This is a genomic window from Bradyrhizobium sp. USDA 4473, from assembly GCF_054063335.1.
Genome location: NZ_JBSSGE010000001.1, coordinates 2,210,570 through 2,233,589, shown reverse-complemented (window position 1 = coordinate 2,233,589; position 23,020 = coordinate 2,210,570). Strand labels below are relative to the sequence as shown.

At 65.9% G+C, this 23,020-nt stretch carries 21 protein-coding genes and 1 pseudogene; 11 read left to right on the top strand and 11 right to left on the bottom strand.

The features are described from left to right. The first annotated feature begins 149 nt into the window (after nucleotides 1–149). Nucleotides 150–1,151, top strand: a complete 1,002-nt coding sequence (locus tag ACVW17_RS10390; protein ID WP_456751794.1) for an NADP-dependent oxidoreductase — start codon at nucleotides 150–152, stop codon at nucleotides 1,149–1,151. Between the two features lie 273 nt (nucleotides 1,152–1,424). Here ACVW17_RS10390 and ACVW17_RS10385 read toward each other — a convergent pair whose 3' ends face one another. Both ACVW17_RS10385 and ACVW17_RS10380 read right to left on the bottom strand, forming a co-directional pair. Continuing rightward, nucleotides 1,425–4,595: an efflux RND transporter permease subunit gene (locus tag ACVW17_RS10385; protein ID WP_456797089.1), complete on the bottom strand. Its 3,171-nt coding sequence runs from the start codon at nucleotides 4,593–4,595 to the stop codon at nucleotides 1,425–1,427. Nucleotides 4,596–4,605: 10 nt separating this feature from the next. Beyond that, complete coding sequence (locus ACVW17_RS10380; RefSeq protein WP_456756393.1) at nucleotides 4,606–5,757, bottom strand: efflux RND transporter periplasmic adaptor subunit; 1,152 nt, start codon at nucleotides 5,755–5,757, stop codon at nucleotides 4,606–4,608. Between the two features lie 255 nt (nucleotides 5,758–6,012). On the opposite strand from ACVW17_RS10380, the gene ACVW17_RS10375 reads away from it, so the two are divergent. From ACVW17_RS10375 to ACVW17_RS10355, 5 genes are all read left to right on the top strand, one after another. After that, nucleotides 6,013–6,789, top strand: a complete 777-nt coding sequence (locus tag ACVW17_RS10375) for a hypothetical protein (RefSeq protein ID WP_456751792.1) — start codon at nucleotides 6,013–6,015, stop codon at nucleotides 6,787–6,789. 39 nt (nucleotides 6,790–6,828) lie between these two features. Continuing rightward, a complete protein-coding gene (locus ACVW17_RS10370; RefSeq protein WP_456751791.1) occupies nucleotides 6,829–7,050 on the top strand; it encodes a cysteine rich repeat-containing protein in 222 nt (73 codons plus the stop codon). Between the two features lie 108 nt (nucleotides 7,051–7,158). Then, on the top strand, nucleotides 7,159–7,371 hold the full coding sequence (locus tag ACVW17_RS10365) for a hypothetical protein (RefSeq protein ID WP_146992091.1): 213 nt from the start codon (nucleotides 7,159–7,161) through the stop codon (nucleotides 7,369–7,371). Nucleotides 7,372–7,484: 113 nt separating this feature from the next. Continuing rightward, entirely contained in the window at nucleotides 7,485–8,615 is a 1,131-nt protein-coding gene (locus ACVW17_RS10360; RefSeq protein ID WP_456751790.1) for an FAD-dependent monooxygenase, read from the top strand. Next, nucleotides 8,612–10,222 (top strand): benzoate-CoA ligase family protein, encoded by a 1,611-nt coding sequence (locus ACVW17_RS10355; protein WP_456751789.1) that lies wholly within the window; start codon nucleotides 8,612–8,614, stop codon nucleotides 10,220–10,222. The genes ACVW17_RS10360 and ACVW17_RS10355 overlap by 4 nt, the downstream gene beginning before the upstream one ends. Nucleotides 10,223–10,474: 252 nt before the next feature. Here the strand turns inward: ACVW17_RS10355 and ACVW17_RS10350 are convergent, their stop codons facing one another. Genes ACVW17_RS10350 through maiA form a run of 3 tightly spaced genes read right to left on the bottom strand, consistent with a single transcriptional unit; the run spans nucleotide 10,475 to nucleotide 12,793 of the window. Further along, on the bottom strand, nucleotides 10,475–11,659 hold the full coding sequence (locus ACVW17_RS10350) for a 3-hydroxybenzoate 6-monooxygenase (RefSeq protein ID WP_456797088.1): 1,185 nt from the start codon (nucleotides 11,657–11,659) through the stop codon (nucleotides 10,475–10,477). After that, nucleotides 11,659–12,171, bottom strand: coding sequence for a MarR family winged helix-turn-helix transcriptional regulator (locus tag ACVW17_RS10345; RefSeq protein ID WP_456751786.1), 513 nt, complete (start codon nucleotides 12,169–12,171; stop codon nucleotides 11,659–11,661). Before ACVW17_RS10345 ends, ACVW17_RS10350 begins: the two co-directional genes overlap by 1 nt. After that, nucleotides 12,161–12,793 (bottom strand): maleylacetoacetate isomerase, encoded by a 633-nt coding sequence (maiA, locus tag ACVW17_RS10340; RefSeq protein WP_456751785.1) that lies wholly within the window; start codon nucleotides 12,791–12,793, stop codon nucleotides 12,161–12,163. Before maiA ends, ACVW17_RS10345 begins: the two co-directional genes overlap by 11 nt. A 105-nt stretch (nucleotides 12,794–12,898) precedes the next feature. Between maiA and gtdA the strand changes: the two genes are divergently transcribed. Next, nucleotides 12,899–13,939, top strand: a complete 1,041-nt coding sequence (gene gtdA / locus ACVW17_RS10335) for a gentisate 1,2-dioxygenase (RefSeq protein WP_456751784.1) — start codon at nucleotides 12,899–12,901, stop codon at nucleotides 13,937–13,939. A gap of 219 nt (nucleotides 13,940–14,158) precedes the next feature. Here the strand turns inward: gtdA and ACVW17_RS10330 are convergent, their stop codons facing one another. The 4 genes from ACVW17_RS10330 to ACVW17_RS10315 form a co-directional block, all read right to left on the bottom strand. After that, nucleotides 14,159–14,986, bottom strand: coding sequence for an ABC transporter permease (locus ACVW17_RS10330; RefSeq protein ID WP_456751783.1), 828 nt, complete (start codon nucleotides 14,984–14,986; stop codon nucleotides 14,159–14,161). Next, a complete protein-coding gene (locus ACVW17_RS10325; protein ID WP_456751782.1) occupies nucleotides 14,979–15,752 on the bottom strand; it encodes an ABC transporter ATP-binding protein in 774 nt (257 codons plus the stop codon). Before ACVW17_RS10325 ends, ACVW17_RS10330 begins: the two co-directional genes overlap by 8 nt. 160 nt (nucleotides 15,753–15,912) lie before the next feature. After that, nucleotides 15,913–16,917 (bottom strand): ABC transporter substrate-binding protein, encoded by a 1,005-nt coding sequence (locus ACVW17_RS10320; protein ID WP_456751781.1) that lies wholly within the window; start codon nucleotides 16,915–16,917, stop codon nucleotides 15,913–15,915. Nucleotides 16,918–16,929: 12 nt separating this feature from the next. Next, entirely contained in the window at nucleotides 16,930–18,291 is a 1,362-nt protein-coding gene (locus tag ACVW17_RS10315) for an FAD-dependent oxidoreductase (RefSeq protein ID WP_456751780.1), read from the bottom strand. Nucleotides 18,292–18,418: 127 nt separating this feature from the next. Between ACVW17_RS10315 and ACVW17_RS10310 the strand changes: the two are divergent. Both ACVW17_RS10310 and ACVW17_RS10305 read left to right on the top strand, forming a co-directional pair. Beyond that, nucleotides 18,419–19,302, top strand: a pseudogene (locus ACVW17_RS10310) (LysR family transcriptional regulator). Between the two features lie 71 nt (nucleotides 19,303–19,373). Next, nucleotides 19,374–19,634, top strand: coding sequence for a hypothetical protein (locus tag ACVW17_RS10305; RefSeq protein ID WP_456751779.1), 261 nt, complete (start codon nucleotides 19,374–19,376; stop codon nucleotides 19,632–19,634). A 9-nt stretch (nucleotides 19,635–19,643) separates the two neighbouring features. Here the strand turns inward: ACVW17_RS10305 and ACVW17_RS10300 are convergent, their stop codons facing one another. Then, nucleotides 19,644–20,441 carry an enoyl-CoA hydratase-related protein gene (locus ACVW17_RS10300; RefSeq protein ID WP_456751778.1) on the bottom strand — a complete coding sequence of 266 codons (798 nt, stop codon included), beginning with the start codon at nucleotides 20,439–20,441 and terminating at the stop codon, nucleotides 19,644–19,646. A gap of 169 nt (nucleotides 20,442–20,610) precedes the next feature. Between ACVW17_RS10300 and ACVW17_RS10295 the strand changes: the two genes are divergently transcribed. After that, nucleotides 20,611–21,357, top strand: coding sequence for a ketopantoate reductase C-terminal domain-containing protein (locus ACVW17_RS10295; RefSeq protein ID WP_456751777.1), 747 nt, complete (start codon nucleotides 20,611–20,613; stop codon nucleotides 21,355–21,357). Between the two features lie 35 nt (nucleotides 21,358–21,392). Continuing rightward, on the top strand, nucleotides 21,393–22,172 hold the full coding sequence (locus tag ACVW17_RS10290; RefSeq protein ID WP_456751776.1) for an SDR family oxidoreductase: 780 nt from the start codon (nucleotides 21,393–21,395) through the stop codon (nucleotides 22,170–22,172). A gap of 133 nt (nucleotides 22,173–22,305) precedes the next feature. On the opposite strand, the gene ACVW17_RS10285 is transcribed toward ACVW17_RS10290, so the two are convergent. Continuing rightward, complete coding sequence (locus ACVW17_RS10285) at nucleotides 22,306–22,986, bottom strand: alpha/beta hydrolase family protein (protein WP_456751775.1); 681 nt, start codon at nucleotides 22,984–22,986, stop codon at nucleotides 22,306–22,308. Nucleotides 22,987–23,020 lie beyond the last annotated feature (34 nt).

Here is a 23,020-nt window from a genome sequence, read left to right as displayed (position 1 = left end):
CTTCGCGTCCAGCGGGACTTTGCCGAAACGTTCCCGTTGTGGAATGCCAGCGCGCGGATTAGCGTTCATGCAGCGCACAATCTGTGCAACGAGCTGCGCACGCGGCAGCCAACTGCATCCGAAACGACCAACGCGAGGGGGAGACATCCATGAACGACACCGTCAATCGCCAGATCCTGCTGGTTGAAAAGCCGACCGGCAAGCTTGGCCCCGAGCATTTCCGTCTGACCAAGGGCACGGTGCCCGTGCCCAAGGACGGCGAGGCGCTGGTGCGGACGCGCTACATCTCGCTCGATGCCGCCAACCGCGCCTGGATGCACGGCGCCACCTACCGCGCTGCGGTGGAGGCCAACACCGTGATGGCCGGCGGCAGCATCGCCGAGGTGGTGTCGTCGAACGACCCCGGCCTGAAGCCGGGCGACATCGTGTTCGGCGATACCGGCTGGCAGGACTATGCCGCGGTTCCCGCCAAGCATCTGGCGAAGATGCCGAAGCTCGAGCCGATGACGCATCTGCTCAGCGTCTACGGCGTCGCCGGGCTGACCGCCTATTTCGGCCTGCTCGATGTCGGCAAGCCCAAGGAGGGCGAGACCGTGGTGGTGTCGGCCGCCGCCGGCTCGGTCGGCTCGATCGTCGGCCAGATCGCCAGGATCAAGGGCTGCCGCGTGGTCGGCATCGCCGGCGGCAAGGACAAGTGTCACTGGCTGACCTCGGAACTCGGCTTCGACGCCGCGGTCGACTACAAGGACGGCGCCACCTACAAGGCGCTGCGCGCAGCCGCGCCGAAGGGCATCGACGTCTATTTCGATAATGTCGGCGGCGACATCCTGGAGGCCTGCCTGGCGCAGATGAACAACCGCGGCCGGATCGCCTGCTGCGGCGCCATCTCGCAATATGACGGCGTGCCCTCCGCGCACGGCCCGCGCGGTGTGCCCGGCCTGATCGTGGTGAAGCGGCTGGTCATGCAGGGCTTCATCGTGATGGACTACATGGAGCAGCGCGACGCCGCGCTCGCCGACCTGCAATCCTGGGTCGCCTCCGGCAAGCTCAAGGTGCAGGAGGACGTCATCGCCGGCATCGAGAACACGCCGCAGGCGCTGATCGGCCTTTTGGCCGGCGAGAACCGCGGCAAGCGCATGGTGAAGGTGTAACGGCAAGCACGATGTCGTAGGGTGGGTTAGCGCAGCGTAACCCACCGACTTCGTGCCGTGGAGAAGATGGCAGGTTACGCCTTCCGCCTTCGCTCGTTGGGCTACGGCGGACGTAGTCGGCTAACCCGCCTTACGCAACTCAGTCCCGTCATGCTGAGGTGCGCGCTCTTGCGCGCCTCGAAGCATGCAGGGCCCGGCTGGTGGCCGTCGACCCTTCGAGACGGCCGCTTCGCGGCCTCCTGAGGGTGACGGGGAGAAATTAGATGCGCGGAGCTAATGCACCGTGCCGGGTGCCTCCGCTGCCGACTGCGGCGCGGCCGCCTTGCCCTTCTTCGCCTTGCGCCAGTTCTCAAAACTCTGCACCACGACGAAGAACGCCGGCACGAACAGCACCGCAAGGCAGGTCGAGGCGATCATGCCGGAGAACACCGTGATGCCGATCGACTTGCGGGCGTTGGCGCCGGCGCCGGTCGCCAGCACCAGCGGCAGCACGCCGAGGATGAAGGCAAACGACGTCATCAGGATCGGCCGGAATCGGGCGCGGGCGGCGTCGATCGCCGACTCCAGCACCGGCTTGCCGTCGCGGACGTGATGCTCCAGCGCGACCTCGACGATCAGGATCGCGTTCTTGGCCGACAGCGCGATCAACAGGATGGTGCCGATCTGGGTGTAGAGGTTGTTCTCGATGCCCAGGCTCAGCAGCACCAGCGTCGGGCCGAGCAGCGACAGCGGCACCGCCAGGATCACCGAGATCGGCGCGTACCAGCTCTCATATTGCCCGGCGAGCACCAGGTAGACCAGGAGCAGCGCCAACGCGAACACATAGTAGATCTGGCCGCCGACTTCCTTCTCCTGGTACGACATCGCGGTCCACTCGAAGCCCGCGCCCGGCGGCAGCGTCCTGGCCGCGATCTCCTCCATCAGCGTCATCGACTGGCCGGACGAGTAGCCCTGCGCCGGCAGCCCGATGACGGAGGCGGACGGATAGAGGTTGTAGAGGCTGATCAGCGACGGTCCGACCGAGGGCGTGATGTTCGCCACCGTGCCGAGCGGGATCATGTCGCCATTGCTGTTGCGCACCATCATGTTCTGGATGTCGCGCAGGGTCAGGCGGTATTGCGCCTCGGCCTGGGTGTAGACCTGGAAGGTGCGGCCGAACTTGGTGAACTGGTTGACGTAGCTGGCGCCGAGATAGGACGACAGCGCCGCGAAGATCTGGTCGGTGGTGACGTGAAGGGTCTGGGTCTTGACCCGATCGACCTCGACGTCGAACTGCGGCACCATCGAGCGGAACGACGACTGCACCCGCTGCAGCGCGCTCTGGGTCTGCGCATTGGCCACGATCGCCCCGGTGATCGCCTGCAGCTTGCCGTAATCGGCATTGCCGTCGCGGAGCTCGACCTGCATGGCAAACCCTGCGGCGTTGCCGATGCCCTGGATCGGCGGCGGCGGGATCACCAGGATGCGCGCCTCCGGGATCACCGCGAGCTTGTCGTTGAGCCCGTAGACCAGCGAACGCAGATCCTCGCCCGGCCCGCGCGCGCTCCAGTCCTTCAGGATCAGGTAGGCCACGCCGGCATTGGCGAGGCTCGAGGAATTGTCGAGCGCGGAGATGCCGGCGATCGAGACCACCTGGTCGACGCCGGGCGTCTTGCCGGCAATCTCGGTGACCTTGTCGAGCACCTGCTGGGTACGGTCGAGGGCCGCGCCGTCCGGCAGCTGCACCGCGGCGAGCAGATAGCCCTGGTCCTCGATCGGAATGAAGCCGGTCGGCACCCGCGACAGGCCGTAGCCGGCGAGCCCGATAATGACCAGCGCGACCGCGACCGAAATCCTGGCATGCCCGGCGATGCCGCCGACGACGCGCGTGTAGCCGCGCTCCAGCCGGTCATAGACCGCGTTGAAGCCGCGATAGAAGACATTGCGTTGCTCCGGCGGCGCCGGAGGACGCAGCCACAGCGCGCATTGCGTCGGCTTCAGGGTCGCGGCATTGACCGCACTGAGCAGCGCGGTTGCCGCGATCACGAGCGCGAATTGCGCGTACATCCGCCCGGTCAGCCCGGGCAGGAAGGCCGCCGGCAGGAACACCGAGATCAAGACCAGCGTGATGCCGACGATCGGCGCGAACAATTCGTCCATCGCCTTGATCGCGGCGTCGTGCCCGTTCATGCCGCGCTCGATATTGTGCGCGGCGCCCTCGACCACCACGATGGCGTCGTCGACCACGATGCCGATCGCCAGCACGATCGCAAACAGCGTCGACAGGTTGATGGTGAAGCCGAGCGCGGCCATGCCGGCGAACGCGCCGATGATGGTGACCGGCACCGTGGTCGCCGGCACCAGCATCGCCCGCCAATCCTGCAGGAACACCAGGATCACGACCAGCACCAGCAGGCCGGCCTCGATCAGCGTCTTGTAGACCTCCGCGATCGAGGCGTTGACGAACTTCGTGGTGTCGAACGGCGTGTCGTATTTGATGTCCTGCGGAAACTGCCTGGCGAGCTCCGTCATCTTCTTCTCGACCGCCTTCTCGACCTGCAATGCATTGGCACCCGGCGACTGGAACACGCCGATGCCGACCGCAGGCTTCTGGTTCAGCGAGAAGATCTGGCTGTAGGTCTGCGCGCCGAGCTCGACCCAGCCGACGTCGCGAACCCGGGTGACGTCGCCGACCGTGCCTGATTTGACGATGATGTCCTCGAACTGGCTCTTGTCGTCGAGCCGGCCGTTGACGTTCAACGTGTACTGAAACGCCTGCCCGGCCGGCGTCGGCGGCGCGCCGACCTGGCCGGCGGTGACCTGCTGGCTCTGCTGCTGGATCGCCTGGATGACGTCCTGCGGCACCAGCCCGCGCACCTGCAGCTTGTTCGGATCGAGCCAGACCCTCATCGAATATTGCCCAGCGCCGAACACCGTGACGTTGCCGACGCCGGGCAGCCGCGACAGCTCGTCGCGGATGTTGATGGTGGCGTAGTTCGACAGGAACAGGCTGTCATAGGTCTTGTTCGGCGAGGTCAGCGTCACGAACAGCAGGATCGAGGTCGATTTCTTCTGCACCGTGACGCCCTGGTTCTGCACCGCGGACGGCAGCTGCGACAGCGCCGAGGAGACCCGGTTCTGCACCAGCACCTGCGCGAAGTTGAGATCGGTGCCGATCTTGAAGGTCACCGTCAGCGTATAGGTGCCGTCGGCGCCGCTGTAGGACTGCATGTACAGCATGTCCTCGACGCCGTTGACCTGCTGCTCGATCGGCAGCGCCACGGTGTCGACCACGGTCTTGGCCGAGGCGCCGGGATAGCGCGTCGTCACCTGCACTGTCGGCGGCACCACGTCGGGATATTGCGCGACCGCGAGACTATACAGCGCCACGCCGCCGAGCAGGATCATCAGGATCGCGATGACGTTGGAAAGGACCGGGCGCTCGATGAAGAATTTCGAGATCATGGCGCGCCCCTCACTTGGCCGCTGCCGGCGTCGCGTCGCCCTTCTGCATCTGCGGATCGACCTTCTGCCCGGGGATCGCACGCAACAGTCCGGCGGTCACCACGCGGTCATCGGCCTTCAGCCCGCTCTCGATGACGCGCAGTCCCTCGTCGAGCGGACCGGTCGTCACCTTGCGCTGCTCGACCACATTGTCGGCATTGACCACCAGCACGTAGCGGCCGGCCTGGTCGCTGCCGATCGCGACGTCGGGCACCAGCAACGCGTTGTCCTGCTTGTCGAACGGCACCCGAACGCGGACATAGAAGCCCGGCAGCAGCACGCGATCCGGATTGGGCACCAGGCCACGAACCGCAAGCGTGCCGGTCGACTGGTTGACCGTCGGCGAGACGTAGTCGAGCTTGCCCTTGTGCGGATAGCCGGTCTCGGTCTGCAGGCCGACCTCGATCGGCAGCTGCCTGATCTCATTGGTCGTCATGCCACGGCGGCGCGCTTCGTCGCGGACGCGCTGCACGTCCTGCTCATTGACATTGAAATTCACATAGATCGGGTCGAGCTGCACGATGGTGGCAAGCTGGGTCGGCGACGCCACGCCGACCAGTTCGCCGACCGAGACCAGATGGTTGCTGACAATGCCGTCGAACGGCGCGGCAACGTTGGTGTAGCCGTAATTGACCGCGGCGATCTTGGTGTTGACCTGAGCCTGTTGCAGATTGGCCTGGGCGTTGTCCCGCGTCGATGTCGAGGTTTCCAGCGTCGCCTGCGAGACTGCCTGGCGCTGCACCAGATCCTGCTGCCGCTTGAAGTCGGACTCGGCCTGCTTCAGCGTCGCCTGCGCGCCGACTTCGGCGGCTTGCGCCTGCTCCAGCTTCAGCTTGTAGGTCTCCGGCTCGATCGTGAACAGGGTGGTCCCCTCCTTCACCGGCGAGCCGTCCTGATAGTTGATCGACGCCAGAAAACCCTGCACGCGCGCGACCAGATCGACGGTCTTGATCGGCGCGGTGTTGCCGGTGGCATCCAGATAGCGTGTGATGGCGCGCTGCACCGGCGGCGCGACGTCGACCTTGGGGGGCGGCGGCGCAACAAAACTATTTTGCTCGCAGGCACTTAAACTGACAAAGGCGGATGCGATGAACGCGATGCGCGTGAGCGGCGCATTTCGCATCCGCACAAAATTGCTCTGATTGAAATGTGCCGACGCGCGCGCATGCCTCATTTCCGAGCCTCGATTCAAATGACTTAATTCAAAGCCGTCGTGGCGAGCAAAAAATCCGCGTGCGTCATCCATAGCAACAATCCGCTTGCGGCGGAACTCGAAAGCGAAAATGATGTCACCCGCCGAGGTTGTCAAAGCAAGTCATTTTCAGAACCCAGTTCAATTGAGCCGCAAGCTGCCGGCACGACGAGAGGATTTATTCCGATGATCAATGCGTTGATACGTGCAACGAAGCTGTCCGCATGGTTCGGGCTTGCGGCATTCATCAGCACGGCGCCGGCCTTGTCGCAGGCGCCAAGCCAGGCGCAGCGCGACGCCATCAAATCGCAATGCCGCGACGACTACATCGCACATTGCTCGAGCGTTCCGCCGGGCGGCGAAGCGTCACTGCAATGTCTGCAAAAGAACATGGCAAGTCTCGCGCCGGGCTGCGCCACCGCAGTGAAGGCCGTGGACGCGCCGGCCGCCGCGCCTGCGGCAGCCAAAACCGACGCGGCACCCGCAGCAGCGGCAGCCAAGCCCGCCGCCGCTGCGGCTGCACCGAAGGCGGCCGGGACGCCATCCAGCGCACAGGTTTCAGCGATCCGCAGCGCATGCCGCTCCGACTATCCCAAGGTCTGTGCGGGCGTGCCGACCGGTGGCGCACCGGCGCTGCAATGCCTGGAGAAGAACAAGGGCAGGCTGTCGCCGGCCTGCGAAAAGGCCGTGGCGGCTGCCGGCGGTGCCGCACCGGAGGCAGGCGCTGCGGCAACCGCTGCACCGGCCGCGGCGCCAGCGGCGGCGCCAGCCGTGATCGTGCTGCGGCCGCTGCGGCCGCGCGAAGAGCTGTTCGTGCTGCGCTCGGCCTGCGGCGCGGATGTCCGCTCGATCTGCGGCGGCGTCCAGCCCGGCGGCGGGCGGATCGTGCAATGCCTGGCGACCAATGCCGGCTCGCTCTCGCCGGGATGCCGCGACGTGCTGGCGCCGTTCGCGGCGCGGTGATCCTGTTGCCAAGCAACTGACCGGAAAGGGAAGCGAACAATGCTGCGACTTGTCCTGACCGCCGCGCTGCTCTGCGGCGCGACCGCCGTCTACGCCCAGGAGCTGACCAGCGCACAGCGCGACGCCTGCATGGGCGACTACGAGAAGTTCTGCAAGAGCGTGACGCCCGGCGGCGGGCGCATCATCGCCTGTCTCGCCAGGCAGAGCGACAAGCTGGCACCCGCCTGCAAGAAGGTGCTGGCGGACGCGGAGAAGAAATAGCCGCGCGGGCGGCGAGACGACATGTGCCCGGCGATGGCCGGGCACGGAGCCGCAGCACCTTGTTGTCATCCACAGGCCAACCAACTTCACCCAGGGAGAGGGAACATGATGCGTTCATTATTGCTGATCGCTGCGGCCCTGCTGTCCTTTGCCGCGACCATGACTTTCGAGTCCTCCGACGCCAACGCCGTCGTCTGCGGGCGCGGTCCCTATCGCGCCGGATGCGCCAGCACGCGCGGCGCGGTTGTCGTCCGCAAACCCGTCGTCGCCGGCTGCCGCTGGGTATGGGTCGACGGGGTCAAGGTCCGCCGCTGCTACTGAGCCTTTCGGCGCCGACAGGGTAGTCGCCGCGCATTTTCCCTCTGGCGTTCCCGCCAGAGGGCGATTAGTCTGGACCCAAATTGTAAGTACACTGTCAATCTGGGAGGCAGACGTTGCGGATCGCCGTGATTGGCGGAGGGCCCGGCGGGCTCTATTTCGCCTATCTCTGGAAGAAGCGTCATCCTGACGCCGAGATCGACCTGTTCGAGCAGAACGCGGCCGGCGCCACCTGGGGCTTCGGCGTGGTGTTCTCCGAGCAGGCGCTGGACTTCCTGCGCGCCGACGACCCCGGGACGGTCGACGCCATCACCCCAGAAATGGAGAGCTGGAAGAACATCACCCTCAATCTGCGCGGCGAGAGCGTCGAGATCGACGGCGTCGGCTTTTCCTCGATCGGCCGGCTCAAGCTGCTGACCATCCTGCAGGAGCGGGTGCGCAGCACAGGTGTCACGCCGCGCTTCGATACTGTCGTACAATCGGTCGATCAGCTCAGGGGTTACGACCTGATCGTTGCCGCAGACGGGTTGAACTCGATGGTCCGCCGTGGTTTCGAGTCCGCGTTCGGCGCGTCGGTCTCGCATTCCACCAACAAATTCGCCTGGTACGGCACCACAAAGCCCTTCGCGACGCTGTCGCAGACCTTTGTGGCGACCGACGTGGGCTGCTTCAACGCCCATCACTATCGCTACGCCAAGGACATGAGCACCTTCCTGGTCGAGTGCGACGCGGCGACCTGGGACGCTTACGGCTTCGCCGACAAGACGATCGAGCAATCGCAGGCGATCTGCGAGGACGTGTTCGCCGCGACGCTGGACGGCCATCGGCTGATCTCGAACAAATCGGTGTGGCGCAACTTCCCGTGGATCTGGAACGAACGCTGGTCGCACGGCAACATGGTGCTGATCGGCGACGCCTTGCATTCCGCGCATTTCTCGATCGGCTCGGGCACGCGGCTCGCGATCGAGGATGCGATCGCGCTGACCAAGGCACTGGAAAGCGAGGGCGGCATCGCCCCTGCCCTTGCCCGCTACGAGGCCGAGCGCAAGCCGATCGTGAAGAAGCTCGTCACCGCGGCACGGACCAGCGCCGACTGGTACGAGCACTTCCCGGCTCATATGCAGCGCGATCTGATGGACTTCGCCTACAGCTACATCACCCGCTCCGGCCGGATCGACGACGCGCGGCTGCGCGCGATGTCGCCTGCCTTCATGGCCCGTTACGAAGCCGCAAAGGGACGCTCATGACCGGGATCGCCGACCAGGTTCCGCAGGACAATCCCGGTGCGCGCGAGATCGGCTTCACGATCCCCGAGCGCTATAATGCGAGCCGCATCCTGTTCGACAATCTCGGCAACGGCAACGCCGAGCGCCTGGCGTTGACCGGGCCGGCCGGCACGCGGACCTATCGCGAGCTCTGCGCTGACGCCGCGCGCTGGGGTCACGCCTTCCAATCACTCGGCTTGCAGCGCGGCGACCGCGTGCTGCTGTTCCTCGACGATACCCCGGCCTATCCGGCGGCGTTCTTCGGCGCGGTGCGCGCCGGCTTCGTGCCGCTCTTGATCAACACCCTGACGACGCCGGAGCTGCTGCAATTCTACCTGTCCGACGCCGGCGCGCAGGTCGCCGTCACCGATGCCGAGTTCTGCACGCGCTTCAATGCCGAGGCCTGCAAGGATACGCCGCTGCGGACGCTGGTCGTGGTCAATGGCACAGCCGGCGATCACGCTGTCGCGGAAACGCGTAACGCCGGCGAATGGCTGCACGGCTTCCCGACCGAGCTCGACGCGGCCGACACCCATCGCAACGAGATGGCGTTCTGGATGTATTCGTCGGGCTCGACCGGCCGCCCCAAGGGCATCGTGCATCTGCAACACGACATGGCCTATAGCGAACGCGCCTTTGCCCGCAGCGTGCTGAAACTTGCGCCCGGCGATATCTGCTTCTCGGTGCCGAAGATCTTCTTCGCCTATGGTTTCGGCAATTCGATCACGTTTCCTTTCTCGGTCGGCGCTACCACGCTGCTGCTGCCGGGCCAGCCGAAGCCGGCCGCGATCTTCAACGCGATCGGGCAGTACCGGCCGACCGTGTTCTTCGGCCTGCCGACGCTCTACATCTCCTTGACCAAGGCCGAGGGCGCGGACGCTGCCGATTTCTCCTCGTTGCGGATGGCGGTCTCGGCCGCCGAGGTGCTGTCCGCCGAGGTCTTCAACGGTTGGAAGCAGCTGACCGGGCTCGAGATCATCGAAGGGCTCGGCTCGACCGAGGTGCTGCACGTCTATCTCAGCAACCGCGCAGAACAGAAGAAGCTCGGCGCCGCGGGCCTGCGCGTGCCGGGCTACGAGATCATGCTGCGCGACAGCGACGGCCGCGAGGTCGGCGACAATGAGGAAGGCATTTTGTGGGTGCGCGGCGATTCCGCCACGCCGTTGTACTGGAATCGGCCGGACAAGACCGCCGAGACGGTGCGTGAGGACGGCTGGATCTACACCGGCGACCGCTTCATGCGCGACAGCGACGGCTTCCACTTCTTCCGCGGCCGCGCCGACGACCTGATCAAGATCTCCGGCCAGTGGGTCTATCCGCTGGAGGTCGAGCTCTGCCTCGCCGATCACCCCGATGTCCGCGAATGCGCCGTCTACGCCGCCGAATTGCCGGACCGCCGCATGACGTTGCGCGCGGTGGTGGTGATGAACAAGGCCGGCTTCGACAGCGACGAGGCAACGCGGCGGCTGCAGGATTACGTCAAGACGAAGCTCTTGCCGTACAAATATCCGCGCGAGGTGAAGTTCATCGACGAGTTGCCGAAGACCGGCACGGGGAAGATCGATCGCCAGGCGGTGATGCGGATGTGAGCGGTGCTGTGGAGATAGCGCGCCGCGTTGCTGTCGCCTGATCTCAATCTCGACATCTCGCCCGGGGCTCACCCCTCTCCCCACCCCTCCACCGCAAGGGGGGAGCGAGCCCGAGCAGGGTACTCACCTCACTCGCATGCGCGGCAATCCATGCCTACGGACGTAAGAGAGGCACCGGCGGACGGGTTCCCTCCCCCCTTGCAGGGGAGAGGGGTGGCCACACGGAGTGCTCTTTCAATCAGCGTGCCGCAGCTAACCGCCCAGCCCCGTCCCACCATACAGCCACGCGATATCGTCGCACCATTCAGCTTGCGACTTCGCGCTCATGATCGCGTTGCGGATGCGGGCGTGCTCGCCTGAGGGATGGTAGACGTGCTCGCCGATCGCACGCGACATCAGTTGCACCCGCGCGGTGCGCGGGAAGCGTTGCGCCCGGTAGGCGTCGAGCGCTGCCGGCTGATCGTCGTGATGGGCCAGCATGTGCGACAGGCAGACCGCATCTTCCATCGCCTGGCAGGCACCTTGCGCAAAATACTGCAACATCGGATGCGCGGCGTCGCCGAGCAGCACCACGCGGCCGTCGATCCAGCGCTCGGTGGGATCGCGATCGCACAGCACCCAGAGCTTCCAATTGGTGCCGTGGCGGATGATGGTCTGCGCCCGCTCATGGACGTGGGTGAAGCCTTTCATCACCTCTTCCTCGGAGACCGGCTTGCCGGCGACCGGCTCCGGCGCGTCGTTGTGATAGGTGACGACGAGGTTGAACACCTTCCAGCCCGACAGCGGATAATGCACGATGTGGCATTTCGGGCCGGCCCACAGCGTAGCTGCGTTCCAGCGCAGATCCTCCGGCATCTGCTCGGTCGGGATCACGGAACGATAGGTGGTGTGGCCGGAGACGCGCGGCGGGCCGTCGGCCGTCACCTGCTTGCGGATATTCGACCACAGGCCGTCGGCGCCGATCAGAAGACGTCCGGTGACCCGCTCGCCACTGCCGAGCCTGGCGGTCACCGATGAGCCGTCCTGTTCGTAGCCGACCACCTCGCTGCTGACGCGCAGTTCGATCAACTCGTGCCTCTCGCAGGCGCGCAGGAACACGCCGTGCAGATCGCCGCGATGCACCACGGCATAGGGGTTGCCGAACCGAGCGCGGAAGGCGTCGCCGAGGTCGATATGGGTGATCTCGTCGGCGGTGAGTGCATCCATCAGCCGCAACTGGTCGATATAGACGGCCATGTTGCGCGCCGCCTCGCCGACGCCGAGATAGTCGAAGGCATGGAACGCATTCGGCCCGAGCTGAATGCCGGCACCGATCTCGCCGAGCGCTGCGGCCTTTTCCAGCAGGATCGAGCGGATTCCCTTTTGTGCGAGCCCCAGCGCCACGGCGAGACCACCGATGCCGCCGCCCGCGATCAGGACAGGCCTCGTCTCCGCCATCAGCCCGACCTCCCGAGATGCTCGAGCGCGTCCTCGGCGCGCAGCGGCACCCGCGACGCCTCGTTGTTGAGGTCGACGAGCTGGGTCAGGAGCGCGAGAAGCGTCTTGCGATCGGCAGGCTTCAGCGGTTGCAGCATCCGCGCCTGCGCCTTGTCGACCGAGGGCATGATGTCGTTGAGCACGGACGCGCCGGCCTTGGTGAGGTAGAGCAGCTTGACGCGCTTGTCCTCGGGCGACGGTTTGCGGGCGATGAACGCCTTGGCCTGCAACCGCTCGATCACGTTGCCGAGCGTGGAGCGGTCGAACGCGATCACCGCCGAGAGCCTTGTGGCGTCGATGCCGGGATGGGTCGAGATCGTCACCAGCGCGGCGTATTGCACCGGCGTCAGGTCGAACGCCTTGCACTCCTCGATGAACAGCGCGACCGCGATCTGCTGCATGCGCCGGAACAGATAGCCGGGCGCGGTGTAGACCGCGTCCATGGTGACGGGCGTTGGCTTGCTACTCGGCATCGGGCTGCTTGTCCGGGACGGCGTCGGCGAACGCCTTGACCTGCTTTGCTGCGGCCTCGGCCTTGAGCAGGCGCGGATAGGCTGACACATCGACGCCGAAGCGCCGCGCATTGGCGAGCTGCGGCACCAGGCAGAGATCGGCGAGCGTCGGCTGGTCGCCGAAGCAAAACGGCCCGGTCTCTTCGGCAATCAGCGTCTCGCAGGCCGACAGGCCCTCGCGATTGGCCCAGGCCGCCCATTCCGTCACCTGCGCCTCGGGCAGGCCGAGCTGACGCAGCCGCGCCAGCACCTTCAGATTCTGCACCGGATGGGTGTCGCAGGCGATCGCCTGCGCGAAGGCCCGCACCTTGGCGCGCCGCAACGGATCCTTCGGCAGCAGCGGCGGAGTGGGATTGGTCTCGTCAAGCCATTCGATGATCGCCAGCGACTGGGTGAGGATCGCCCCCGCATCGCTCTCCAGCGTCGGCACCAGCCCCTGCGGATTGATCGCGAGATAGGCCGGCGCGCATTGCTCGCCCTTGCGCAGATGATGCGGCAGATGCTCCGGTGTCAGACCCTTCAGATTGAGGGCGATCCGGACCCGGTAGGACGCGCTGCTCCGGAAATAGCCATGCAGCTTCATCGGAACCTCCCTTGCATTCGTGATTGGCTTGTTTCATTGACGCTAGCCATATTGTCAGTATACTGTCAATTAAATTGAACCGACAAGAATGATGGGAGGCTTGCCATGGAAGCCGTGCAGAAGACCCCGGAGCGCGAGGCGTTCTACAAGAAGATCGACGGCGAAAATCTCTCGGCGCTGTGGAACGTGCTGGGCGACCTGGTCACGCCGGAGCCGCGCAGCGCCTGCCGTCCGCATCTGTGGAAGTTCGACCAGATCCGCGACTACATGAACGAGGCGGGCAAACTGATCACGGCCAAGGAAGCCGAACGCCGCGTGCTGGTGCTGGAGAATCCCGGCCTGCGCGGCCAGTCGAGGATCACGACCTCGCTGTTTGCCGGCGTGCAGATGGTGGTGCCGGGCGACGTCGCGCCCGCCCATCGCCACACCCAGTCGGCGCTGCGCTTCGTGCTCGAGGGCAAGGGCGCCTATACCGCGGTCGATGGCGAGCGCACCGCGATGGCGCCGGGCGACTTCGTCATCACGCCGTCGATGACCTGGCACGACCACTCCAACGAAACATCGGAGCCGATGTTCTGGCTCGACGGGCTCGATATCCCGATGGTGCAGTTCTTCGACTGCTCGTTTGCGGAAGGCGCCAAGGAGGATCAGCAGGCGATCTCCAAGCCGGCGGGCGACAGCTTCGCGCGCTACGGCCGCAACCTGCTGCCGATCGACCAGAAGCGGTCGTCGAAGACCTCGCCGATCTTCAACTATCCCTATGAGCACACCCGCGAGACGCTGGAAAAGGCCCGCGCCCGCGACGAGTGGGACGCCTGCCACGGCCTCAAGCTGAAATTCTCCAACCCCGAGACCGGCGACTTCGCGATGCCGACCATCGGCACCTTCATCCAGCTGCTGCCGAAGGGCTTCAAGACCGCACGCTATCGCGCGACCGACGCCACCGTGTTCGCCGCGATCGAGGGCAAGGGCCGCACCCGGGTCGGCGACCAGACCTTCGAATGGGGACCGCGCGATCTGTTCGTGGTGCCGAGCTGGCACTGGGTCACCCACGAGGCCGACACCGACTCCGTGCTGTTCTCGTTCTCGGACCGCCCGGTGCAGCAGAAGCTCGATCTGTTCCGCGAGGACAGGGGTAACGCGTAGCGAGGCGTGGCAAAATGTAATGGTGTCGTCCCGGGCAAGCCAACGGGTCGGCGCGAAGCGCCGCCCGATGACAGGCTCCGCGCGACCCGGGACCCATAACCACAGGGGCTTGTTGTTCGAGGCGCTGGGCCCCAGCCTTTTCTAGCAACGACACCCTGTGGTTATGGGTCCCTGCTTTCGCAGGGACGACAGCGGGGGTTGTAGCCGGCAGCGCAGCCTTCACCGCCAGTGCAGCAGCCGCACTTCCAGCAGGTTGATCAGCTTCCCGACCGCGAGCCCGAACAGCGACAGGATCACGACGCCGGCGAGCAGCTGATCGGTCTGCATCAGATTGCCGGCCTGCAGCACGAAGGCGCCGATGCCGTATTGCGCGCCGATCATTTCGGCGCTGACCACCAGCAGCAGCGCAACCGACGCAGTGATGCGGAAGCCGGCGAGGATCGAGGGCAGCGCGCCCGGCCAGATCACGCGGCGCACGATGGCGTGGAACGGCACGTTGAAGCTCTGCGCCATCCGGATCAGATTGCGCGGCACCGCATCCACGCCGCTATAGACCGAGATCGCGGTCGAGAAGAACACGCCGAGCGCAATGGTCGCGATCTTCGGCTCCTCGCCGATCCCGAGCCACAGGATGAGCAACGGCAGCAGCGCGATCTTCGGGATCGGAAACAGCGCCGAGATGAAGGTGATGCCGACGCCGCGCGCCATGGTCGACAGCCCGATCGCGAAGCCTGTGACGATTCCGGCGGCCGTGCCGATGATCCAGCCGGTGCCGATCCGCATGATCGACCACGACAAATGCTGCCACAGCGCGCCCGACATCGCGAGCTCGGTGATCGCAACCGCGATCGCCGACGGCGCTGGCAGGAACAGCGGATTGACCCATCCCGCGCTGCCGGCGAGCTGCCAGACCGCGATCACCAGCGCGAGCGCGATCCAGCCGGCAGAGCGGCTGCCGCCCGGCGTGAAGCCGGCGCCGCGAAACGCGACCGGGCGGGTTGCTTCCGCGGATTGGTCCTTCGTTTCCGGCGGCGCGCGATCAAGCATGCTGGACCTCGCGCTCGGCATCGATCGCCTCTTTCCGGATCAGCGACCACAGCTCACTCTGGAGTGCTGCCATCGGCCCGCGCGCATCCGCGGTCCCGCGCTCGGCGCGCGTCATCGGGATGGCCACGATCTCCCTGATGCGGCCGGGGCGGCGCGACAGCACCACGATGCGGTCGGCGAGCCGCACGGCTTCTTCGAGATTGTGCGTGACGTAGACCGCTCCCATCGCGCCGTCGGCCAGCAGGCCGACGAAATCCTCCATCAGCAGCTCGCGGGTCTGCGAGTCCAGCGCCGACAGCGGCTCGTCCATCAACAGGATCGCGGGACGCACCGCGAGCGCGCGCGCGATGCCGACGCGCTGGCGCATGCCGCCGGACAATTGCTTCGGATAGGCCGCGCGAAAATCGGTTAGGCCCGTGCGGCGCAGCGCATCGTCGATCACGGCGCGGCGCTCGCCGGCGCTCAATCCGGTGTGCAGCAGCGGAAACGCGACGTTCTCCTCGACCGTATTCCACGGCAGCAGGGCGAAATCCTGGAACACGAAGGTCAGCGGATTGAGGCTGCCGGCCGGCGACACGCCACGCAACTCCGCCGCGCCGCTGCTCGGCCGCAGCAGGCCGCCGAGGATCGACAGCAGCGTGCTCTTGCCGCAACCGGACGGCCCGACGATTGCCACGATCTCCCCGGCCGAGACCTGGAAGGAGACATCGTCGAGCACGTCGAGCGCGCCGAAGCGATGGCTGATATGATCGGCGATCAGGTCCATGATGCGCCGCTCCGCGCTGTTTGACCGTCATCCTGAGGAGCGCGAAGCGAGTCTCGAAGGATGCACGGCCGAGCTGCTGCATCCGGGCCGTCGACCCTTCGAGACGCCGCTGCGCGGCTCCTCAGGGTGACGGGGATGGAGTTGTTTGCGCGGCTCATCATCAATCCGCCTTCACATAATCCTTGGCGATGATCGCATCGGCATCAAAGCCCTTGTCGACAAAACCCTGCCCCTGCAGCCATTTGATCTGGTTGTCGAGGTTCTTCACGTCGAGCTTGCCGTCGGGATCGATGTAGGCGCAATTGCCGACCACCTGCTCGACCGGAAGATTGGTGTATTTGGCGATGATCTCGAGCAGCGGCTTTGTTTTCTCGTTGATCGGCGCCATGCCGTCCTTGATCGCGGTGAGGATCACGTCGTGGTATTCGTGGTCGGCGCGAATGAGCGCGGTGAGCAGCCGCTTCACCAGCTGCGGGTTGGCCAGCGTCTTCGGAGACGCGAAGATGGCGCCTAGCTGCCACGGCGTCTCGTCGCCGACCCAGCCGAGCAGCTTCGCACCGTTCGAATCCATCAAGGTTCGCGCGGTCGAGACCGGCAGCAGCGCGGCGTCGACGGTTTCGCCCTTCAGCGCTGCGGCGGCATTCGACAGCGATTGCAGCGGCACGACCTTCAGGTCCGACAGCTTGAAGCCGTATTTGTCGGCGAGCAGGCCGAGCGAATAGTGGAAGCTGGAGCCGATTTGGGTCACCGCGACGCGCTTGCCCGCAAGATCCTTCGGCGTCTTGAGGCCGCTCGCATAGGCGTTGTTGCTGGCGAAATAGCCGATCAGGGGATAGCCGGCCTTCTCGCGGCTCATGCCGCCGATCACCTTCAGCGTGCCCTTGCCGGCGAGATTATAGAGACCCGCGGTGACGGCGGTGACGCCGAAATCGACATCGCCGGATGCGGTCGCGACTGCGATCGGCTGTGCCGCGTCGAAGAACTTCAGCTCGACATCGAGGCCGGCGTCGCGGAAATAGCCCTCGTCCTGCGCGATGAACACCGGCGCCGAGGACGACAGCCGCAACACACCGATCTTCGCCTTCAAGAGATCATCCGCGCGCGCCACACCGCTCGCGGCCCACACCAAGAGACCCGCGAGTGCGAGCCGCGCCCAACCCTTCATTACCGTCTCCACCTACAACCCCTCGGGCACGGCCTGATCGCGGCCGATGAACGCGCCCTGCTTGCCAAGCTGTTGTTGCAACTTTTCGACGGAAATGTCGCGCGGAATCGTATTGCCTGAAAGTGCCAGCGCCGCCGCGGTTCCCGCCGCCTCGCCCATCACAAAACAGGCACCGGAGACGCGCGCGGCCGATTGCCCCTCATGGGTCATCGAGGCGCAGCGGCCGGCAACCAGCAGATTGTCGACGCCCTCCGGCACCAGCATGCGGTACGGCAATTCGTTATAGCCCCGGCTCTCCGGGATCGGCGGAAATTCGAAGGTCACATCGCCCGGCACGTGCTTTTCCATCGGCCAGCCATTGACGCCGATCGAATCGGCGAATGAAGCGCAGCCCAGTACGTCCTCGCCGGACAGCATGTAGCCGCCGATCACACGCCGCGTCTCGCGGATGCCAAGCTGCGGCGGCAGGTCGACGATGTAGGAGCTTTCAAAGCCCGGCACCGTGCGCAGGAACTTGAACGCCTCGACGGCCTGGCGACGGCCCTCGATCTCGCCGCGCGTCATGTCGTCGGGATCGATACCTGAGATCGCACCGCCATCGCTGCGCGTCACCTGGGTGAAATTCACCCGCCATTCGATCTGCGATTTCTGCGGCCGCACGATCGCGGACTTGCGCGGGAATTTGAAGGTGCCGGCGGCCTCGGCCTGCGCCATCCGCTCCGGAATCGTCCGCCACGCATCGCCGGCCTTCCCCGGATCGATACCGTTGAGGCGGAACATCATCGATGGATAGAGCATGCCGCCTTTGTTGTCGCCGACTTCATGGGGCGCGCCGGCCCACACCGCAAGATCACCGTCACCGGAGCAATCGATGAAGATGCCACCGCGCACGGCCTGCCGGCCGGCCTTGGTCTCCACCATCAGCGCGCGGATGTATGCGCCGTCCATCACGACGCCGGCGCCGAGTGCATGGAACAGGATGTCGACCTTATGATGGGCCAAGAGATCGTCCGCCGCGATCTTGTAGGCCGCGGTGTCGTAGGCCTGCGCAAGGATCTTGCCGAGGATCAGGTGCGGCGCGTTCAGCCCGCCGAGCCGGTCGATCCGCGCCAGCAGGTCGGAAGCGATGCCCTGCACCACGCGATGCATCTTGCCGAAGACGTTGGCATGCAGCCCGCAGAAGTTGGTCACGCCGGCCGCGGTGCCCATGCCGCCGAGAAAGCCGTAACGCTCGATCAACAGGGTTCGCCGTCCGGCCCGTGCCGCGCCGACCGCGGCGGCGATGCCGGCCGGTCCGCCGCCGAGCACCACCACGTCATATTCGCCATAGAGGGGCACCTGCCGCGCAGGTTCTTCGATCGTGCTCGCTCGCATCATTTCCGCCCTGAACAAGGTTGATTGGGCAAACTATGAATTGATGCGGATTGCAGTACAATCCACCAAATTATGTGATCAGCTTTCTCGAATCGAGAAAGGCAAAAGAAGAGCAAGGGGAAGGCAGATGGATACGCTCACCAATCTCGAAGCCTTCCTCGCCACCGCCGATGCCGGCGGCTTCTCCGCCGCAGCCCGCAAGCTCAACGTCGCGACCTCGGTCGTCGCCAAGCGCGTCACCCAGCTCGAGGAGCGGATCGGGACCGCGCTGTTCCACCGCTCGACCCGCCAGTTGCGGCTGACCGAGGCCGGACAGCAATATGTGCACCGCGCCCGCGGCGTCGTTGCCGATGTCGGCGATCTGCTGTCGCGGATGGGCGAGAAGCAGCGCGACCTCTCCGATCATCTCCGCGTCAAGGCGCCGACCTCGCTGACGGTGGCGCGGCTCGCCGATGCCTTCACGGTCTTCCAGAAGCAGAACAGAAGCGTGAAGCTCGAGATTGTGATGATCGATCGCCCGGTCGATCCGGTGACCGAAGGCTTCGATATCGCGATCGGCGCCTTTCCGCACTCGTTCGGCGGCGTCGTCGACGAGCCGCTGTGCCGGCTGCCGCGGCTGTTGTGCGCCGCGCCGGCCTATCTGAAGAAGCACGGCACGCCGAAGCATCCGCGCGACCTGGTCGACCATCGCTGCCTCAGCTTTCTGCCGACCGGACCGGAATGGCCGTTCGAGGGACCGCGCGGCCGCATCAACATCCAGGTGCGGCCCATGCTGTCCTCGAACAGGGCCGCGTGCTGACGCAAAGCGCGATCGCCGGCAATGGCATCGCGCTGCTGTCGCACTATCTGGTCGCGGAGGCGCTGCGCAAGGGCACGTTGCAACCCCTACTCCCTGAATTTCCGATCCCCGAACTGTGGGTGAAGGCCGCCGTTCCCGAACGCCGCATCGACGCCGCCGCGGTGCAGGCGCTACTCAAGACATTGAAAAAATCGCTGTCGCAGTCGCTGTGATGGTGCGGCCTTGCCTCGCAAGGGTGGACCTGAGACAACAGTACGAAAGGATCGCCCGCTTGAAACTCCTGATGTCCGTGTCGATTGGCCTCATCCTCGCAGCGCAGCCTGCGGCCGCGATCGAGACCTGCCGCTTCATCGAGGCCAAGCCGGAGCGCGAAGCCTGCTATCATCGGCAGGAGCTGGAGCTCGCCGCCAAGCGCAAGCCGGAGGCCAAGCCTGAAGCATCGACGCGATCGAACGAAGCGAAGACGTTCGAATCGCTGCAACAGATGCGCCGCGACGACGAAGAGGTCTATCGCAGCATTCGCGGCATCTGCAACGGCTGCTGAGCGGCACGACTATACCTTGCCACCCCAGCGGCCGGCGCGCTTCTCGGCAAAGGACGCGAGCCCTTCGGCTGCTTCCGCGGTCTGCCGCTTCGCCGAGTGCAGATGAACGAGGCGCTGGTAGGCCGCATCATCCACGGCCATGCCGCCGAACGAGCTCTCCATCGCGAGCTTCTTGGTCTCAGCCATCGCATCCGGGGCGTTGCCGAGCAGCTGCTCGACGACCTTGGCACCGGCGCTGTCGAGATCGGCCAGCGGCACCACCTCATGCACCAGACCGATGCGCCGGGCATCCTCGGCGCCGAACCGTTCGCCGGTCAACGCGTAGCGGCGCACCTGGCGCACGCCGATCGCGTCGCAGAGCTGCGGGATGATGATCGCCGCGGTCAGGCCCCAGCGCACCTCGGTGATCGAGAACAGCGCATTGTCGGCCGCGATCACGATATCGCAGGCCGAGATCACGCCGGTGCCGCCGCCGAAGCAGCCGCCCTGCACCAGCGCGACCGTCGGCACCGGCAGCGTGTTGAGCCGCTGCACCGCCTCGAAGGTGGCGCGCGACGCCGCCTCGTTCTCATCAGATGATTTCGGCCGCACGCCGTTGATCCATTTCAGGTCGGCGCCGGCCTGGAAATGCTTGCCGTTGCCGTTCAGCACGACGACGCGCACCGGCTTGGTCGAGAGATCGTCGATCGCGGCCAACACGCCGGCGATCAGCGCGCCATCATAGGCGTTGTTGACCTCGGGCCTGTTCAGCGTGACGGTCGCGACCCCGCGCGCATCGAGGCTCCACAGGACTGGGCTGACCGACATGAATTTTCTCCCTCGTTCGCCATTGCTCTTGCCCAGCCACTATGGCGACAGGAGATGGCGTGATCCATCACTTTCGAGCGCGCGCGGCCGCGCCGCATGCATGGCGGGTTGCGCAATGCCCCGCGCTTGTGGAAACTGACGCGACACGTTGCAAGGACCAGTTCCACTGATGCGCATTTGTATTTTCGGCGCGGGCGCCGTCGGCAGCCATGTCGCGGTCCGGCTGGCACGCGCCGGCCACGATGTCTCCTGCGTGATGCGCGGGCCGCATCTCGACGCGGTCAGGACCAACGGGCTGACGCTGAAGGTCGGCCTCGATCCCGGCGGGCGTCTGCGCAGCGCCGTCCCGCAGCAGCGGATCGTCGGCGGGGTGATCTTCTCCTCCAATGATGTGATCGCGCCCGGCGTGGTGGCGAACCTGTCGCCGGATCGCAATCGCCTCCTGATCGGCGAATGTGACGATCGGCAGAGCGAGCGCATCGCCCGGCTGCGCGCGACACTCAATGACGCCGCGATCGAATCGCCCGAGGTCAAGCAGATCCGCGAGACGATCTGGTCGAAGCTGCTCACCAACATGTCGATGTCGGTGCTCTGCCTGCTGACCGGGCTGACCGCGCGCGGCGTCCGCGACGATCCCGACATCCAGGACGTGATCCCACGCCTGCTCGAGGAGGCCAATGCGGTGGCGACACACTACATTCCCGAGGTCAAACGCGTCACCCGATCAGGGCCGGCGCCGAACCACAAGCCGTCGATCCTGCAGGATTACGAGCTCGGCCGCGCCATGGAGATCGACGTACTGGTGCGCGCCCCGGCGGCATTTGCGCGCGCGGCCGGCCTTGCGACCCCGATGCTCGACCTGATTGCCGCACTCGCGATCAGCAAGGCACGTGACAAGGGGCTGTATCAGGGCTGACGATCGCGACAATAAACAGGCAGGGACATCGAACCATGCAAATCAAGGACAAGGTCTGCGTCGTTACCGGCGGCGCCAGCGGGATCGGCGAAGCGGTGGCACGGGCCTATGCGGAGGCCGGCGCCCGCGGCGTCGTGGTCGCCGATCTGAAGACCTCGCGCGACCGGCTCGCCAGCGTCGCCGGCGATATCGACGGGCTCGCGGTCACCGCCGATGTCGGGCTCGAGGAGGACGTCAAGGCGCTGATCGCCGCGGCCGAGGACAAATATGGGCCGGTCGACGTGTTCTTCTCCAATGCCGGGCTGTCGCGCAAGGGACAGGAAGCCGCGTCCGACGCCGATTGGGAGGTCAGCTGGCGCGTGCATGTGATGAGCCACGTGTTCGCCGCCCGCGCGCTGGTGCCCGGCATGCTGGCGCGCGGCTCCGGCTATCTCATCAACACGGCGTCTGCGGCCGGATTGTTGGCCTCGCTGAACTCGATGCCTTACGGCGTCACCAAGAGCGCCGCCGTCGCGATCGCCGAACATCTCGCCATCCAGTACGGCGATCGCGGCATCCGCGTCTCCGTGCTCTGCCCGCAATCGGTGCAGACGGGCATGACGACGCCGGGCCCGAGCGCGGCGCGGGTCGACGGCGTGCTGCAGCCGAGTGAGGTCGCGCGGATGGTGCTCGAGGCGATGGCCGAGGAGCGCTTCCTGATTCTCTCGCATCCCCAGGTGCAGGACTACATGCAGCGCAAGGCCGCCAATCGCGACCGCTGGCTGTCCGGCATGCGCCGGCTGCGCGACCGAATCTATGGCGGCGCCGCAACTTGACCGAGCGTAGCCCGGATGGAGCCAACGGGGCGCGCGAACGCGCGCCCGATGACAGGCTCCGCGCAATCCGGGACGGTGTCACAGGTGGCAAGCAATCCCGGATTTCGCTGCGCTCCATCCGGGCTACAAAAACCTACGAATGCTGTGCGATCCAGGCCGCGAAGGCATCGAGCAGCTCGGCCATCACCTCGCGGTCGGTGCGGCCGGAGCGCTTGAGGACGTGGAAGGAGTGATCGGCCTCCTGCACCAGATGCAGCGTCGCACGGCTACCCAGCCCCTTCACGACGGGCTCGAGCAGATCGAGCTGGGCCAGCGCGTCGCGGGTGCCTTGCAGGAACAGCAAGGGAATCTTGACCGCGGCGAGATGCCTGGCCCGCTCGTTCGACGGCTTGCCGGCGGGATGCAGCGGGAAGCCGAGGAACACCAGCCCGCGCACGCCTTCGAGCGGCGCTTTGGCCTGCGCCTGCGAGGTCATGCGTCCGCCGAACGACTTGCCGCCGGCGAACAGCGGCAGTTCGCCGCAACGGCGCCCGGCCTCCGCCACCGCCGCCCGCACCGTCGCCTGCGCAACGGCAGGCGGATCGGGCCGCCTGCTGCCCTTCTCCATGTAGGGAAACTGATAGCGCAGCGTCGCGATGCCGCGCTCCGCCAGACCCTCCGCGATCACGGCCATCGACGGATGCGTCATGCCGGCGCCTGCGCCATGCGCAAGCACATAGGCCGCACGTGCCTGCGCCGGGCGCAGCAGCAGTGCGGGCACCGTGCTGTCATCGGCGACGGCGATCGTGAGCGGCTGTGCACCTGACGCGTTCAAGATGACATCTCGAAGAATTGTGGCTCCGGCATAT